Here is a 15,709-nt window from a genome sequence, read left to right as displayed (position 1 = left end):
GTCTACGTGCCGATCGCGTGGTCGGTCTACCTGTCGTTCTTCGAGTCCTACAACACGGTGACGCCGACGAAGTTCGTCGGCTTCGGCAACTACCTCGACATGCTGGGCGACCCGGCGTTCCGCAGCAGCCTCGTCACCTTCCTCGCCTTCGCCGTCTTCATCGTGCCGACGACGTTCGTCATCTCGCTCGGTGCGGCGCTGCTCGTCGCGCGCACGCGGGTCATGCAGAGCTTCTTCCGGTCGGTCTTCTTCCTGCCGACGGCGTGCAGCTACGTCGTGGCGGCGCTGATCTGGAAGATGTCGATCTTCAGCGGCATCCGCTCGGGCCTGGCCAACGGGGTGCTCGGGTGGTTCGGCATCGACTCGATCCCGTGGCTGAGCCTCGCCGACCCGCCGTGGTACTGGCTCGTCATCGTCACCGCGCGGCTGTGGCTGCAGGTCGGCTTCTACATGATCCTCTTCCTCGCCGGCATCCAGCGGATCAGCCCGACGCTCTACGAGGCGGCCGCGATCGACGGCGCGGAGGGGTGGAAGGTCTTCCGCCACATCACCCTGCCGCAGCTGCGCGCGACGTCGACGGCGGTGCTGCTGCTCCTGCTCATCAACGCTTTCCAGGCGTTCGACGAGTTCTACAACATCCTCTCGACGTTCGGCACCTACCCGCCCTACGCGCGGCCACCGCTCGTCTACCTCTACTACACGGCCCTCGGCTCGGGGCAGGACTTCGGCCACGGCTCCGCCGGCGCCGTCATCCTCACCCTCATCATCGCGATCATCGCGGTGGCGCAGGGCCGCATCCTCCGACTCGGCGACAGGGGCGAGTAGATGGCGATCGTCCGCAGCAAGCGCCAGTCCCGGATCACCGGCTGGGCCCGCTACAGCGCCCTCGTCGTCGCGGCGCTCCTCTTCCTCATCCCCTTCTACCTGCTGCTGCGCAGCGCCTTCATGCGCGAGCAGGACCTCGGCTCGCCCGACTTCCACTGGCTGCCGCCGGTCTGGGAGACGTCCAACCTCACCGGCCTCTTCGACAACCCGGCGATCCCGATGGCGCGCAGCCTGCTCAACTCGGGCCTCATTGCCGTCACCCAGACGGTCGGCGTGCTCGTCGTCTCGGGGCTCGCCGGCTATGGCCTCGCGCGCATCCCGTACCGCTGGTCCAACGCCGTCTTCTACACGATCACCGCGACGCTGCTCATCCCCGCGGCCGTGACGTTCGTGCCGAGCTTCGTGCTCGTCTCGACGCTCGGTTGGATCTCGACGCTGCGCGGCCTCATCATCCCGGGCCTCTTCCAGGCGCTCGCGACGTTCCTCTTCCGCCAGTTCTTCCTCGGGTTCCCCAAGGAGATCGAGGAGGCGGCCTTCATCGACGGCCTCGGCTACTGGGGCACGTTCTGGCGCATCGTCGTGCCCAACTCGGGCGGCTTCGTCGCGGCCATCGGCACGATCACCTTCATCGGCTCGTGGAACGCCTTCCTCTGGCCGCTCGTCATCGGCCGCGACCAGGAGTCGTGGACGGTGCAGATCGCGCTGTCGACCTTCCTCACCGCGCAGTCGGTGCAGGTCAGCCAGCTGTTCATGGCCGCGCTCGTCGCGATCGTGCCGCTGCTGCTGATGTTCCTCTTCCTCCAGCGCTGGATCGTCGAAGGCGTCGAGCGCACCGGCATCGGCGGAGACTGAAGCGCGGTGGATCGCCGGCGCCTGGTGCCGATGATCCACCGCACCGCCGTCCCCGACACCGCCGACGTCACCGAGGGCGTATGCCGGGTGGCCGGTCAGGGCAGCTTGGCGACGGTCAGCAGCACGGCGCAGTCCTCGAGCGCCTCGAGCGAGTGGCGCGCCTGCGGCATGACGAGCAGGTCGCCCGGGGCGCCCTCCCACGAGACGTCGCCGGCACTGATCCGCACCCGCCCGTGCAGCACCTGCACCGTGGCCTCGCCCGGGTTCGCGTGCTCGGCCAGCACCTGACCTGAGGCGAGCGCGACGACCGTCTGGCGCAGCACGTGCTCGTGGCCGCCGTAGACGGTGTCGGCGCTGCGGCCGTTGGAGGCGTGCGTGGCGTGCTCGAGCAGCTCGCGGGCGAGGGCGGTCAGCGACGACTTCTCCATGCCTCCACCATGGCACTCGGGGGGAGGTGCCGGACAGACTTCAGACGCGGTGAACGCGGCCCCGCGCTCAGCGCACGCGACGCAGGTGGTCGGGTGCCGGCATACGCCTCACCTCGACGCTCCAGAAGCGCACGACGACGGGGTAGGAGGGGACGAGTATGACGTGGTGCTCGAAGCCGCCGTCGTCGCCGCGCACGACCTCGGCGTGGTCGACCTCGGCGGCGGCCGCGACGGCCCGGTCGAGGTCGCGCCGGTTGGTGTGGAGCACGACGGCGCCGATGTAGGTCAGGCTCGCGAGCTCGTGGCCCCGGTCGGCGTCGCCCGCGAGCAGCGTCCAGCTGAACGAGTCGCCGGTGATCGACCAGTCCTGCACCTGGGCGGCACTCAGGTCGAGGGCGACGAGGTCACGGACGTCCTCCGGCAGCTCGGTCATGCCCCCATCGTGCCCGCCCGGCCCGGACGGGCTCAGTCCAGGTCCTGCACGTCGGCTCGCCTCGCGATGGTCGCGGTCGCGCGGCGGCAGGCGAGCACGGGCACCCGGGGCACGATGTCGTCGAGGAAGGCGAACCGGCGCCGCAGCGAGCGGTGGTAGGCGTCGGCGCTGCGGTCCGAGACGAGCGCCGTCCACCAGTCGGCGAGGTCGCCCCAACCCGGCGCGGCGAGCGAGCCGCCGTACTGCTGGAGGGCCAGGCCCGCGCACAGGCTCGCGAAGGTCATGCGCTGCTCGAGCGGCCACTCGGCGAGGGTGCCGACGAGCAGGGCCGCGCCGAAGACGTCGCCGGCGCCGGTGGGGTCGACCTCGTTGACCCGCAGCGACGGCACGCGCGCCTCCTCGCCGGTGCGGGCGTCGATGCCGAGCGCGCCGGCGGCCCCGTCGGTGACGATGGCGACTGGCACCCGGTCGGCGAGGGCGTAGACGGCCTCGGCGGGCGTTCCGGTGCCGGTGTAGGCCATGGCCTCCACGGCGTTGGGCATGAAGACGTCGCAGCGCTCCAGGCGCTCGAGCACGTGCGGCGACCACTGCTCCTTGGGGTCCCACCCGACGTCGGCGAAGACGAGCGAGCCGTTCTCGCGGGCGCGGTCGACCCATGTCGGCCCCGTCGCGCCCCAGACCTCGTCCTCGCCGAGGTCGACCATGACGGCCCGGGACCGGGGTGGGGAACCGATGAGCTCGCTCGCGGGCACCGGCGACGGGTGCCCGTGCGAGACCATGCTGCGGTCGCGGTCGACCGACATCGAGACCGTGACGGGGCTGTGCCAGTCGGCGAAGCGCCGGCTCCGCGCGAGGTCGATGCCCTCCTGCTCCTCGAGCGTGCGCCAGCAGAAGTCGCCGTAGTCGTCGTCGCTGAAGGCCGCCGCGAGACCCGTGCGCAGCCCCAGCCGCCGGGTCGCGACGGCGAGGTTGGCGATGCCGCCCGGGCACGACGCGAGCCCCTCGGCCCACACCTCGGTGCCCGGCTTGGGAGCGCTCGCGAGGCCGGCGAAGATCATGTCGAGGAAGACGGTGCCCCAGACGAAGACGTCGAGCGGCGGCTCGTCGGCGCCGCGGAGCGACGCGAGCGGGTCGAACGTCTGGTGGAGAGACACGACCCCATGTTCCCTCATCGGCGCGCGCGACTCGCCGCCAATGCCGAGGACGTATGCCGTCCCGTGCCTTTCGCCCGTCCGCCGGACTCCCGGGACGGCGCCGTGAACGACGTGCCTGCGGCGTACCCGGGTGTGCCCGCGGCGTGCCCGGGCGCGCGCAGCAGCGCACGCCGCGCCTCGCCCGCCGGGTCGAGTGGCCTCGCCGTCACACCTTGGTACGGTCCGAGGGTGGTGGTGACATGAAGCTGGTCATCCTCGGCGGGGGCGGGTTCCGGGTGCCCCTCGTCCACGGTGCGCTGCTGCGCGACACGGCCGACCGGCGCGTCACCGAGGTCGTGCTGCACGACACGGACCCGGCGCGCCTCGACGTCATGCGGCTCGTGCTGACGGCGCAGGCCGCCCAGAGCGTCCGCGCGGGTGACGCGGCCCGGCCTCCGACGGTGACGGCGACGACCGACCTCGACGCCGCGCTCGGGGGCGCCGACTTCGTCTTCTCGGCCATGCGCGTCGGTGGTCTCGAGGGGCGCACCGCCGACGAGCGGATCGCCCTCGACCTCGGGCTGCTCGGCCAGGAGACGACGGGACCCGGGGGCGTCGGCTACGGGCTGCGCACCGTCCCGGTCGCGCTCGACGTCGCGGACCGCATACGCCGCTTGGCCCCCGACGCGTGGGTCATCAACTTCACCAACCCGGCCGGCCTCGTGACGCAGGCGATGCAGTCGGTCCTCGGCGACCGCGTCGTCGGCATCTGCGACTCCCCGCTCGGCCTGGCCAAGCGCGCGGCCGGCGCGCTCGGGCACGACCTCGACGACCTCGAGATCGACTACACCGGGCTCAACCACCTCGGCTGGCTCACGGCGCTGCGACGGGACGGGCGCGACCTGCTGCCAGACCTGCTCGCCGACGAGACGGCGCTCGCCGCGATCGAGGAGGGGCAGCTCTTCGGGACGGAGTGGCTGCGCACGCTGGGCTGCCTGCCCAACGAGTACCTCTACTACTACTACTTCACGCGCGACTCGATCGCGCAGATCGCGGGGGCGCCGCAGACCCGTGGCGAGTACCTCCTGACCCAACAGGCCGACTTCTACGCCGGGGTCGCCGGCGCGCCCGAGCAGGCTTGGCCGCGTTGGGATTCCGTCCGCCGCGAACGCAATGCGACCTACATGCAGGAGACCCGCGAGTCCGGCGACGGCGAGGCGCACGAGCGCGCCGAGGCCGACGTCGAGGGCGGCGGCTACGAGGGTGTGGCGCTCGCGCTCATGGCCGCGATCGCGCGCGACGAGCCGGCCCGCCTCATCCTCAACGTCCGTGGCGGCGGCGCGGTCGCGGGACTGCCGGACGACGCCGTCGTCGAGGTGCCGTGCCGGGTCGACGCGCGCGGTCCGGTCCCGGTCGCCGTCAGCCCGCTGCCGGGTCATGCGCTGGGGCTCGTGCAGCAGGTCAAGGCCGTCGACGAGCTCGTCATCCGTGCGGCGGTGGAGCAGTCGAGATCCCTCGCGGTGGAAGCGTTTGCGCTCCACCCGCTCGTCGACTCGGTCACGGTCGCGCGTGACCTCGTGACGGCATACGAACGTCGGCTGCCCGACTTCTACTCGGGACTGCGGTGACGTCGTTGCGCGCGGCGCAGGCACAGGTCAAGCCGTGCGACTCCGGTGGCCACCTCGGACCTGGGTGGCCCTGACCGTCGAGGTCTGCACAGGCCGGATGGCCTGGACCACGGGGACCTGCGGCACCACCGGCAGGATCATCGCGACGTCAGCACCACCCCAGGGCGACACCCCCAGCTGGACCCAGCCGCCGCGTCGGGTCGCGACATCCCGCACGAGTGAGAGGCCGAGGCCGGTCTGGGAGAGGTCGTCCCGCACGCCGTCGAGGATCTCACCGGTCGACGCGGGACCATGCTGCCCGGCGGCCGTGCGCAGCATGTCGGTCGTGAACCCACGGCCCGAGTCCGCCACCCCGAGCACGATGGCGTCGCGCATGGGGCGGGCGTAGAGGAGCACCGTGTCCTCGTCGCCCTCGGTGTAGCGCAAGGCGTTCTCGACGAGGGTGTCGAGACAGGCCCGCAGCCGCTCGGTCGAGCACTGGAGGACCAGGCCCGACGACTCGACCTGCCAGCTGCGCGGCGCCACCGTCGCCCAGCGCTGCGCGGTCTGCCGCAGCACCGCGTCGATGTCGACGTCCGTGACCTCGAGGTCGGACCCGACCCGCATGCTGCGCACGAGCCGCTCGCACACCCGGGTGAGCCGGGCAAGCTCCTCCTCGACGACCTGGAGGTCGTCGAGGTCCTCGCCCGGCGGCGTGCGGTCCATCAGCATCTCCAGGTAGCCGCGCGAGATCATGAGCGGCGACCGCATCTCGTGCGACGTGCGCAGCGTGAGCAGCTCGCGCATCGTCGATTCCGCCCGCTCGCGAGCGGCGTTGTCGGTGAGGTCCGACAGTGCGCCCTGCCGGCGCCGCACGTGCCAGATCATGAGCGCCATGAGCAGGAGCATCAGCGGGATCTCGGTGGTCTCCTGCCAGTCCAGCACGCCACTCGTGACGCGGACGACGAGGATGGCGCCCGTCACGAAGGTGTAGACGCCGAGGCCGACCCACGTGGCCCGCGGGCTCCACTGCTCGAGGCCGAAGCACAGCGCGAAGGCGGCCCACCCGATGTGGTACGGCACCGTCTCGCTGCCCGGCAGGGCCAGCATCGCCGCCGCGCAGACGGTGGCGACGACGCTCCAGAGCAGGACCATCCGCCGCCGCTCCATCAGGCGTCCTCGTAGAGGCCGTAGCCGACGCCGCGCAGCGTCTCGATCGGGATGTCAGCACCGAGCTTGGAGCGCAGCCGGCCCACGCAGACCTCGACGACGTTGCTGCCTGGGTCGAAGTCGAGGTGCCACACGTCGTGGAGCAGCTCCTCCTTGCGGCACACCTCACCGGCCCGCCGCATGAGGTGCGCGAGCAGGCTGAACTCGCGCTCGGTCAGCGACGCGCTGGCGGCGCGGAAGGTCGCCCGCCGCCGCCCGATGTCGAGGCGTATGCCGCCCACGTCGAGGTAGCGGTCGTCCGTCGGTCGGCGTTCGGTCCCGATGTTGCGCCGGACACGGGCGAGCAGCTCGGTCAGGCTGAACGGCTTCGACACGACGTCGACAGCCCCCCGGTCGAGCGCCTCCACCCGGGTCCCCACGTCCGTGACGCCCGACAGCACGATGACGGGCGTCGGCTGCTTGCGCTCGTTGAGCGCCTGGAGCACGGCCAGGCCGCCGACCCCGGGCATCACGAGGTCCAGCACGACGAGATCGATGTCTCTCGACTCCAACCGGTCGATGGCGGCGTGGGCCGTAGCAGCAGTCACCACGGAGTGTCCCTGCGACGACAGCGACTTCGCCAGCAGAGTCCGCACCCGCTCCTCGTCATCGACAACCATGACTGTGGCCATAGCGCCCCTCCCCCCATCTGCGGCTCAGTATGGATCCGTCAGCCGGGGACACGTGGCGAGATGGCCTACAACCGCCGGAACGCGCCATCCAGAGCGCCACCAATGACGGCAAACCGGGCGCGAAGATGACAGGAACATGACGACCCTCTCGCCTCGGGATGACAGGTGCCTGAGCCGAGACCCACCGCTCCCGTGACAGTCGGCTGAGCGATCGAGCCAACTAGCCGGGACGGGTCGGCAGGGCGTGCGACGTTCGCGAGACGACGGGCTCGCACGGGGCCCGGCTGGACCTCACTGGGGGTTTGCCGTGATCAAGCCGAAGCTGCACAGGCGCTCGTTCTCGATCGTCGCGGGACTCACCGCGCTGGCCATCTCTGGGGTGGCGCAGCTCGGTGGCCCGCTCGCCGCGGTGGCGCACGCCGTCCCAGCGGCTGCCCCGAGTGCTGCGGCGCCCGCCGCCGTGGCGGCGCCCGCCGTCGTCACGGTGGGGAGCTGTCCGTCCACCACCGCGTCTGGCAAGGGATGCATCTCGCTCGCGGTGGCGAGCGCGCGGACCGTCGCACCCAACACGGCGACGGACACGTTCGTGCAGAAGGGCGACAAGGTCGGCACCTACAGCTGGATGATCAACGAGGACACGACGGGAGACCCCGGCACAGCCGCGGATCCCCTCTTCGACCGGTGCCTCCCGTCCCGTGCCCCGGGCGGTAGCACCAAGCCGACGACGACGTCGCCGCCGAACAACGCGACCGAGCCCTACGCCGACACCTGCCCGTGGCCCTCGGTCCGGACGACGTCGGGGCACTCGAAGATCGTCGCCCAGGGCACGCAGGCCGACCTCGACGGGACGAAGGTGCTCGAGGGACTGGCGCCCGGCAAGTACCTCATCTCGGTGACGGCCGATGGCTACAAGATCGACGGCGCGCACTTCTCCGTCGTCTCCGGCCGCCAGACCGCGGTCTCGGTGGGCATGCAGCCCCTCCCGCTGCCGTTGGCCACCATCAAGATCCAGGTGTTCAACGACAACGTGCCGACCGACGGCACGTACGAGGCGGACGCCGAGGCGGGCCTCGCCGGCTTCACCGCGAACCTCACCGACGTCCTGGGCCCGGTGACGACCGACTACTACGGGAACGCCCTGTGCTCGGTCTATCTCCACGATAGTGCGGGCCGTATGCAGTTCTCCGGCGGAAAGCCGGTCATCGACACGGCCCGCTCCACGGGCAAGTGCACGAGTGACGCGCAGGGCGTCGTCACGATCCCCAACCTCGGGCCCAACCGTTACGCCGCCACCGTGACGCCACCTGCCTCGCAGTCGGGCTGGGTGCAGACCACCACCCTCGAGGGTGGCCACGACCACGACATCTGGGTCCAGGAGGGCGACACCGGCCTCGACACCGAGGTGGTCAAGGGCGCCGAGCCGGTCCCGGCCACGCAGTTCGGCTTCGTGCGGGTCAAGGCCATGCCGGCCTCGACCGCGACCGGCGAGGTCAAGGGCGTCGCGATCGTCGGGCTGCCCTACATCGGTGGGCAGAACGGCCTCGACGTGCCCGGGGGTGGCTGGGCCGGAGCGAAGTCCGGTGGACCTCTGCCGTCGCCCTGGGTCGCCCTGTCCGACCTCACCGCCGGTGACGCTGCCGTCTACGTCGGGCGTGGTGCCACCAACGGCTCCTTCGACATCAAGAACGTCCCTGACGGCACCTACCAGCTCACCCTCTGGGACGACGCGCAGGACTTCATCCTCTACAGCTGGAACGTCGAGGTCAGCGGCGGAGGCGTCGTCGACGTCGGCAACGAGATGCTCGTCGGGTGGTTCACCCACCTGCACGGCACCGTCTTCCTCGACGAGAACGGCAACGGTCGGCGCGACCCCGGCGAGGCGCCGATCCCCGGCTTCACGCTGACCCTGCGTGAGCGTGACAACTCGCTCATGGACCAGGCCAGCAACCTCGTGACGACCAACGACAGCGGCGTCTACGACGTCAAGGAGGTCTACCCGCTGAGCAAGTGGCTGGTCCTGGAGGCGTTCAACACCCGCTACCGGACCACCGGGGTGACCTACCAGGCCGACAACGAGCCGACCGAGACCACGAAGCTCGGCGCCCTCGTCGACCTCGACGTGCTGCCCATCCTCGGCCTCCGTGGTCGGGTGGACTGGGGAGTCGAGCCCTACGGCACCAACCAGAACGGCGGCATCGCGGCGACGGTCTCCTACGACACCACCCGCAACGAGCTCGACCCGGCGGACGCGGTCAGCGAGGACTACCAGCCCGGCATCCCCGGCGTCGACGTCCACGTCTACGCCTCCGTCGCCTGCACGGCCACCACCGCCGACGAGAAGGCGAACGCGTGCCGCCAGGGAAAGGCGATCGTCCCGCTGTCGGTCCCGAACCCGGCCTACGACCCGACCGACCCGAGCTCCTCGCCGACAGTCAAGAACCCCGACCCCGATCGCGGTGCGCTGGTCAAGGGCGCCGAGGTGCAGCCCAGCTATCAGAGCGAGGACTGGGCCGCCCCGCGCGGCTGCACGGCCCGCCAGTGGGACGGCTCCGAGCTGACCGACCAGCAGGCCCTGCCCGAGTCGGGGGCCGCGGCCAACAACCTCTGCGTCGAGGCCCCGATGATGGGCGTGCAGGCCGGACCGTCGGACACGACGACCCCGGACTCGGCCGGCCAGACCGTCAACGGCAACTACGGCTTCGGTGACCTGGCCGCCGGTGACTACATCGTCGCGGTCGACGTGCCCAGAGACCCGGTGGACGGCAAGCCGATGTACCAGGTCACCAAGGAGGAGGACGTCAACGTCTTCGACGGCGACTCCTACCTCGCCCAGGAGAACTTCCCGCCGACGGCCGCGGAGGCCGGGGCCGGTGACCCGGGGACGGGCAACGACCCCACCCCGCCCACCCAGCCCCCGTCGCAGGGCGCCGGCATCATCTCCCCCTGCGCGGGCGCCTTCCACACGGTCCGCGTCACCGACCCGGCGTTCCTCGCCGGCGGCGGCAGCCCGTTCGAAGGCCAGGACCGACCCCTGTGCGACTCCAAGCTCATCACCGTCCGCAGCGGCCAGACCGTGGCCCCCAACTTCAACCTCTTCACCCCCGTCCCGATCCCGACGCACTTCTGGGGCCTGACGATCAACGACCTCGGGCTCACGCTCGACAAGCGGAGCGCCGGCTACGGCGAGGCGCAGGGACTGCCCTTCGTCCCCGTGGGGCTCTATGACTGGAGCGGGCGGCTCGTCGACACGACGCACACCGACTTCAACGGCTTCTACGAGGCGCTGGAGCCCTCGACCGGGACCTACAACTGCCCGGTCCCGGCAGGGCCGTGCCCCAACATGTACCGCTTCACCGGCAACGACCCCGGCGCACCGGGCAGTCCGAACTCCGACTACAACCCGGCCTACCGCACCATCAGTGCCAACTTCCAGGGCTGGCCCGGGCTCTACACCGTGACCGACACGGCGCCCACCCAGGCAGCCGCGACGATCCTGGCGCCCGGGACGACCGCCTCGAACCCGGCTCGCTGCAACCTCGGCACGACCGACCCGCAGCTGCTCTCGGTCGACCACCCATTCGTGCGACCGACCGGTACGGGCAGGACCGTCACCGTCACCGGCACCGGCTTCGGCGGCGCTCCCGGCTCCGTCACGCTCACCAACTCCGCCGGTTCGGCCGTCACGGGCGTCAGCGTGAGCAGCTGGTCCGAGACGCGCATCAGCTTCACCGTGCCGGCGGTCTCCTTGAGCTCCCGCGGTGCGCTCAAGGTGTCGATCACCACCGGCGCCAAGCGCTCGACCTACAACGGACTCACCATCTGGAACCTCGCGGCTCCCCCGGCATCCGGAGCTTCGACGTCCTACAACCCGAACGTGCTCGAGGTCGGGCCGGGCAAGCAGTACGACACCGTCCAGAAGGCACTCGAGGATGCGGTGCCGACGTCGGCCCGCAAGCACTGGCTCGTCGTCGTGTGGCCGGGGTCGCCTACCGCGGTCAACCCGCGCGGTGAGTACAACGAGAACGTCATCGTCCACCACCGCGTCGCCGTCCAGGGCGTCGGCCCCGGCGGCTTCACCACCCAGGCGGACGGCTCCCAGCAGTGGGTGCCCGGCTCGATCATCGACGGGTCCGGCTTCAGCCCGGACCTGCCCGCAGGGCAGCGCTGGCTCGCCCTGCTGGGGACGCTGACCTACAGCGGCGAGCTCGACGTGCCCGACGCCGCGACGATCACCGTGCTCGACGACCCGACCAAGGCGGCCCTCAACGACACGGCATACCCCGTCGCCATCGACGGACTCCAGGTCACGGGCGGCTCCCAGTCCGACTTCGCCGGCAACGTCAACGTGCTCACGGGTGCGACGACGACGCCCTACGGCGCCGCCGGCGCGCTCGTGACCCAGGGCGGTGGCATCTACCTGCACAACAACAACCGCAACGTTCGAATCACCGACGACGTCGTCGTCGGCAACAGCGGCAGCTACGGCGGAGGCATCCGCGTCGGCACGCCCTACACCGGCGACAACCGCAACTACGACGCCGTCATCGCCGACAACCAGGTGCTCAACAACGGCGGCACCAACCTCGCCGGCGGCATCGGGCTCTTCACCGGCAGCGACGGCTACAAGGTCACGCACAACGCCATCTGCGGCAACTTCTCCGCGGAGTACGGCGGCGCGATGACGGCCTTCGGCTACATGAGCAACCCAGGCGGCACCAACGGCGGCACGATCAGCAACAACACCGTCTGGTTCAACAGCTCGTACGACGAGGGCGGCGCGATCATGCTCGCCGGTGAGCTGCCGGCAGATCCGGCCGGCCTCAGCCCCGGCACGGGTGCGGCGACGATCGACGCCAACGTCATCGACGCGAACCTCGCGAGCGACGACGGCGGCGGCATCCGGCTGCTCCAGGTGGCCGGCACGCACGTCACCAAGGCCGACCCGCAGACGATCGCGATCACCAACAACACGATCACCAACAACGTGTCGGCCCACGAGGGCGGCGGCATCGCCCTCGACGACGCACCCTTCGTCACCATCGTGGGCAACACGGTGGCCGGAAACATGACGACGGCGACCGCCGTGACCTCGGACGGTCAGCCGGCCCCCGCAGGCCTGTCCACCGGACCCAACAGCGACGCGCTCATGGCGCGGCTCAGCAGCAGCGGCTCCTCGACGGCGTTCGCGTTCCTCAAGGTCAACAACCAGTCGACCTTCAGCAACCCGGTCCTGCTCGACGACATCTTCAACGACAACCGCGCCGGATCCTTCATCGGTGGCTACGTCTACGGGATCGGCGGCACGCTGCCCGACGGCACCGCCAACTCCACCGACCACTGGGACATGGCGGTCGTGGGCGGCCCGGGCTCGCTGCACCCCGTCTCGAGCGTCATCCAGACGACGAAGGGGACCGACGGCGGACTCAACGTGACCGTCGCCGACAACGCCGGGTTCAAGGACCCCACGCCGGACCTGACCGTCACCGTCCTCGCGGCCCGCACCTTCCCGGCCTTCCGCGAGGCGGCCATCGTGACGGCCTTGCTGCCGCCCCGACTGCGGGCCGACTACCACCTCGTCGGGTCGGCCTCGCCGGCCTACGGCAGGGGCGTCGCGGCCACGACGGTCACCTACGGGACCCAGGCGCTCCTCGGCCCGTGGACTGTCACCGTGAGCGCGCCACCGCTCGACATCGACAGCCAGACGCGCCCGACCGGTACGGGCCGGTCCGCGCGCTACGACGCCGGGTCCGACCAGTACTACCCGTAGGAGCCGCCGACCGGCCCCCGGGGCAGCCCAGTCACTCCCACTGGCACCCCCGGCCCCGGGGACCTCGGCGACCATCCGCGACCCGACTCACGCCACCCCCCTCGACTCACCAGACAGATCCGACAGACCACCCGGCTGACGAGCCGGACCGACCTAGGAGCACCTCATGACAGATCTCACCCCCTCGGACGGCACAGGGCGCGCCGGGCTCGGTCGGCGGGCGGTGGTGCTCGGCGGCGCCGGCGCTGTCGGCAGTGTCCTGCTGGGGACCCGCCTCAGCTTCGGGCAGCAGGCCGCCAGGCCCACGGTCGTGCGGGCCGCCGCGAGCGGGACCGCCAAGTCCGTGCACCTCGCCGGCACCGACGGCTGGGTCAGCATGCCGGCGGGCTCGCCCCCCGACCTGCCCTTCTTCCCCGACTCGTTGGCACCGGCGCCCTTCGACACCTACGTCTTCGGCTTCCGTGACGTGACGGCGATGACGACGGCGCAGGAGGTGGCGGCGGTCCGCGGCAAGGCCCAGATCTCGGCGCCCATGCTCTCCTTCGACGAGGGGGACGACGTGACGATCACCCTGTCGAACCTCGGACTGCTCATGCGTCCGGACCTCTTCGACGGGCACACGCTGCACTGGCACGGCTTCGTCAACGCGATCCCGCTCTTCGACGGCGTGCCCGAGCTGTCGCTGGCGGTGCCCATCGGGCGGGACCTGTCCTACTTCTACCGCCCTCACGACGCCGGGACGTACATGTACCACTGCCACTTCGAGGACGTCGAGCACGTGCAGATGGGCATGACGGGCATGGTCTTCGTGCGGCCGAAGCAGAACGGCAGCGTCCTGGGCACGGTCCCGGCCGGGGCGCGTCTGGCCTACGCCTACAACGACGGCGACGGCAGCACCCGCTACGACCGCGAGTTCGCCTTCATGATCACCGAGCTGTGGTCGGCCGCCCACTACCGCGACGCCCACATCCAGGTCAGCGACTGGACCGACTACGCGCCGAGTTTCTGGCTGCTGAACGGTCGCGGCTACCCCGACACCATCGCGCCCGGGGGCGATCCGACGAGCACCGAGGGCGGGCGCCTGCAGTACCAGCCGATCAGCTCGCGGATCACGTGCAACGTGGGCGAGACGGTGCTGCTGCGCCTGTCCAACCTCGGCTACCAGAACCACGCCCTGACGCTCGACAACGTCGACATGCAGGTCATCGCCAAGGACGCGAGCCTGCTCCGAGGCCGCGACGGCTACACGAACTACCTCGAGACCAACACGGTCGACGTGGGTCCCGGCGAGAGCCGGGACGTGCTCGTCACGCCCCACCAGACGGGCGAGTTCCTGCTCTACGACCGCAACTACGCCTATCTGGGCAACGGCGGGGGAACCGGGTGGGGCGGCATGATGACCGTCCTCAGCGTCGGCGCACCCAACACGTACAGGCCCCAGACCCAGCCCAACACCTGACGAGCCGACGGAGGACGACCATGCGACTTCACCGAACCCGAGCCCGGACGCGTGACGCGGCGTCGGCCGCGCGTACCCGACGGCGCACCGGCATCCTCGCCGCCGTCGGTGCCCTCGTGGCCGCGGTGGCCATCGGCTCGACGGCCGGCGCCCAGGCGGCCACGTCCGAGGGGCTGCTCTGCCAGACCGACCCGCACCAGACGTTCTCGCTCAGTGCGCGGACGGGCTACATCTCGACGCCGGACGGCAACTCGATCTTCATGTGGGGCTACGGCATGAGCTCGGGCCGCTTCCAGTTGCCCGGCCCCGTCCTGTGCGTCACGTCGGGGCAGCCCGTCACCGTCATCCTGCACAACGAGCTGCCGGAGGCGACCTCGATGGTCTTCCCGGGCCAGAGCGCGGTCAAGGCGGACGGCAACCCGGCGCAGCCCCAGTTCGACTCCGGGGGCTCGCTGACCTCGATGGTGCAGCCGGCGGCCGCCACCAACGGGTCGGTCACCTACACGTTCACCGCGGGTTCGCCTGGCACGTATCTCTACTCGAGTGGTACGGACGTCACGAAGCAGCAGCAGATGGGCCTCTACGGCGCGCTCGTCGTGCGCCCCGCGGGCACGGCCGGGCAGGTCAACGATCGAGCCGACTCGGCCTTCAGCCCGCAGCACGAGTACGTCTTCCTCCTTTCGGAGGTGGACCCCGACGTGCACCTTGCGGTCGAGCGTTCGCAGCCCGTCGACTGGTCGGCCTACAACGCGCGGTACTACCTCATCAACGGCCGCAGCATGCCGGACACCCTGGCGCCCAACAATGCGACGTGGCTGCCCAGTCAGCCCTACGGAGCCCTGGTGCACATCAAGCCCTACGACCCGGTGAGCAACCCGCTGCCCGCCGTCATCCGCTACGTCAACGCCGGGCGGGTGAGCTACCCGTTCCACCCGCACGGCAGCGACGAGCGCGTCGTCAACAAGGACGGTCACGCTCTTCAGGGGACGAGTTCCACTGCGCCGCAGGATCTCTCGTACCTCAAGTACGACATCGACGTCATGCCGGGCCAGACCGTCGACGCCCTGATGGACTGGCGCGACGTCGAGCACTGGAACGCGACGACGAACCCGATCCCGACGCAGCTGCCCGCCATCACCGACCAGCTCCTCGTCGGCGCCGACACGTGGTTCAGCGAGAGTCCCTACCTCGGCACACAAGGCACCTTCCCGTCGAACATCACCGTGAACAACGAGTGCGGCGAGTACTACCACGTGGCCCACAGCCACGCGCTCCAGCAGGCGACCAACTACGGCGCAGCCTTCGGCGGCATGATGACGGTCTTCCGCATCGACCCGCCCGCCGGCTGCCCGACGAGCTGAGGA

11 protein-coding genes are annotated in these 15,709 nt (G+C 70.7%); 6 read left to right on the top strand and 5 right to left on the bottom strand.

Going from position 1 to position 15,709, the window contains the following annotated elements:
- Positions 1 to 6 precede the first annotated feature (6 nt).
- Entirely contained in the window at positions 7 to 825 is an 819-nt protein-coding gene (locus ABD297_RS18675; protein WP_344256588.1) for a carbohydrate ABC transporter permease, read from the top strand.
- Positions 826 to 1,677 (top strand): carbohydrate ABC transporter permease, encoded by an 852-nt coding sequence (locus ABD297_RS18670; RefSeq protein ID WP_344256587.1) that lies wholly within the window; start codon positions 826 to 828, stop codon positions 1,675 to 1,677.
- 95 nt (positions 1,678 to 1,772) lie between these two features.
- On the opposite strand, the gene ABD297_RS18665 is transcribed toward ABD297_RS18670, so the two are convergent.
- The 3 genes from ABD297_RS18665 to ABD297_RS18655 form a co-directional block, all read right to left on the bottom strand.
- On the bottom strand, positions 1,773 to 2,105 hold the full coding sequence (locus ABD297_RS18665) for a cupin domain-containing protein (protein ID WP_344256586.1): 333 nt from the start codon (positions 2,103 to 2,105) through the stop codon (positions 1,773 to 1,775).
- A 67-nt stretch (positions 2,106 to 2,172) separates the two neighbouring features.
- On the bottom strand, positions 2,173 to 2,538 hold the full coding sequence (locus ABD297_RS18660; protein ID WP_344256585.1) for a hypothetical protein: 366 nt from the start codon (positions 2,536 to 2,538) through the stop codon (positions 2,173 to 2,175).
- A gap of 32 nt (positions 2,539 to 2,570) precedes the next feature.
- Positions 2,571 to 3,692, bottom strand: coding sequence for a carbohydrate kinase family protein (locus tag ABD297_RS18655; RefSeq protein WP_344256584.1), 1,122 nt, complete (start codon positions 3,690 to 3,692; stop codon positions 2,571 to 2,573).
- Between the two features lie 239 nt (positions 3,693 to 3,931).
- Here ABD297_RS18655 and ABD297_RS18650 point away from each other — a divergent pair, with 239 nt between their 5' ends.
- Positions 3,932 to 5,299 (top strand): 6-phospho-beta-glucosidase, encoded by a 1,368-nt coding sequence (locus ABD297_RS18650; protein WP_344256583.1) that lies wholly within the window; start codon positions 3,932 to 3,934, stop codon positions 5,297 to 5,299.
- A 27-nt stretch (positions 5,300 to 5,326) separates the two neighbouring features.
- Here ABD297_RS18650 and ABD297_RS18645 read toward each other — a convergent pair whose 3' ends face one another.
- Together ABD297_RS18645 and ABD297_RS18640 are read right to left on the bottom strand one after the other, a co-directional pair.
- Positions 5,327 to 6,448: a sensor histidine kinase gene (locus ABD297_RS18645; RefSeq protein ID WP_344256582.1), complete on the bottom strand. Its 1,122-nt coding sequence runs from the start codon at positions 6,446 to 6,448 to the stop codon at positions 5,327 to 5,329.
- Positions 6,448 to 7,107 carry a response regulator transcription factor gene (locus ABD297_RS18640; protein ID WP_344256579.1) on the bottom strand — a complete coding sequence of 220 codons (660 nt, stop codon included), beginning with the start codon at positions 7,105 to 7,107 and terminating at the stop codon, positions 6,448 to 6,450. Before ABD297_RS18640 ends, ABD297_RS18645 begins: the two co-directional genes overlap by 1 nt.
- Positions 7,108 to 7,426: 319 nt before the next feature.
- Between ABD297_RS18640 and ABD297_RS18635 the strand changes: the two genes are divergently transcribed.
- The 3 genes from ABD297_RS18635 to ABD297_RS18625 all read left to right on the top strand — a co-directional run bounded on the left by ABD297_RS18635 (position 7,427) and on the right by ABD297_RS18625 (position 15,706).
- Entirely contained in the window at positions 7,427 to 12,886 is a 5,460-nt protein-coding gene (locus ABD297_RS18635; protein ID WP_344256578.1) for an IPT/TIG domain-containing protein, read from the top strand.
- A gap of 166 nt (positions 12,887 to 13,052) precedes the next feature.
- Positions 13,053 to 14,345 (top strand): multicopper oxidase domain-containing protein, encoded by a 1,293-nt coding sequence (locus ABD297_RS18630; RefSeq protein WP_344256576.1) that lies wholly within the window; start codon positions 13,053 to 13,055, stop codon positions 14,343 to 14,345.
- Positions 14,346 to 14,365: 20 nt separating this feature from the next.
- Complete coding sequence (locus tag ABD297_RS18625; RefSeq protein WP_344256575.1) at positions 14,366 to 15,706, top strand: multicopper oxidase domain-containing protein; 1,341 nt, start codon at positions 14,366 to 14,368, stop codon at positions 15,704 to 15,706.
- Positions 15,707 to 15,709 lie beyond the last annotated feature (3 nt).

The organism is Terrabacter carboxydivorans (assembly GCF_039532035.1).
Classification (GTDB): Bacteria; Actinomycetota; Actinomycetes; order Actinomycetales; family Dermatophilaceae; genus Terrabacter; species Terrabacter carboxydivorans.
This window is presented reverse-complemented; position numbering and strand designations above follow the sequence as displayed.

Coding starts and splice junctions, on each gene's coding strand:
- ABD297_RS18640 (WP_344256579.1), bottom strand. CDS start 7,107: ATGGTTGTCGATGACGAGGAGCGGGTGCGGACTCTGCTGGCGAAGTCG.
- ABD297_RS18645 (WP_344256582.1), bottom strand. CDS start 6,448: ATGGAGCGGCGGCGGATGGTCCTGCTCTGGAGCGTCGTCGCCACCGTC.
- ABD297_RS18650 (WP_344256583.1), top strand. CDS start 3,932: ATGAAGCTGGTCATCCTCGGCGGGGGCGGGTTCCGGGTGCCCCTCGTC.
- ABD297_RS18660 (WP_344256585.1), bottom strand. CDS start 2,538: ATGACCGAGCTGCCGGAGGACGTCCGTGACCTCGTCGCCCTCGACCTG.
- ABD297_RS18630 (WP_344256576.1), top strand. CDS start 13,053: ATGACAGATCTCACCCCCTCGGACGGCACAGGGCGCGCCGGGCTCGGT.
- ABD297_RS18665 (WP_344256586.1), bottom strand. CDS start 2,105: ATGGAGAAGTCGTCGCTGACCGCCCTCGCCCGCGAGCTGCTCGAGCAC.
- ABD297_RS18670 (WP_344256587.1), top strand. CDS start 826: ATGGCGATCGTCCGCAGCAAGCGCCAGTCCCGGATCACCGGCTGGGCC.
- ABD297_RS18625 (WP_344256575.1), top strand. CDS start 14,366: ATGCGACTTCACCGAACCCGAGCCCGGACGCGTGACGCGGCGTCGGCC.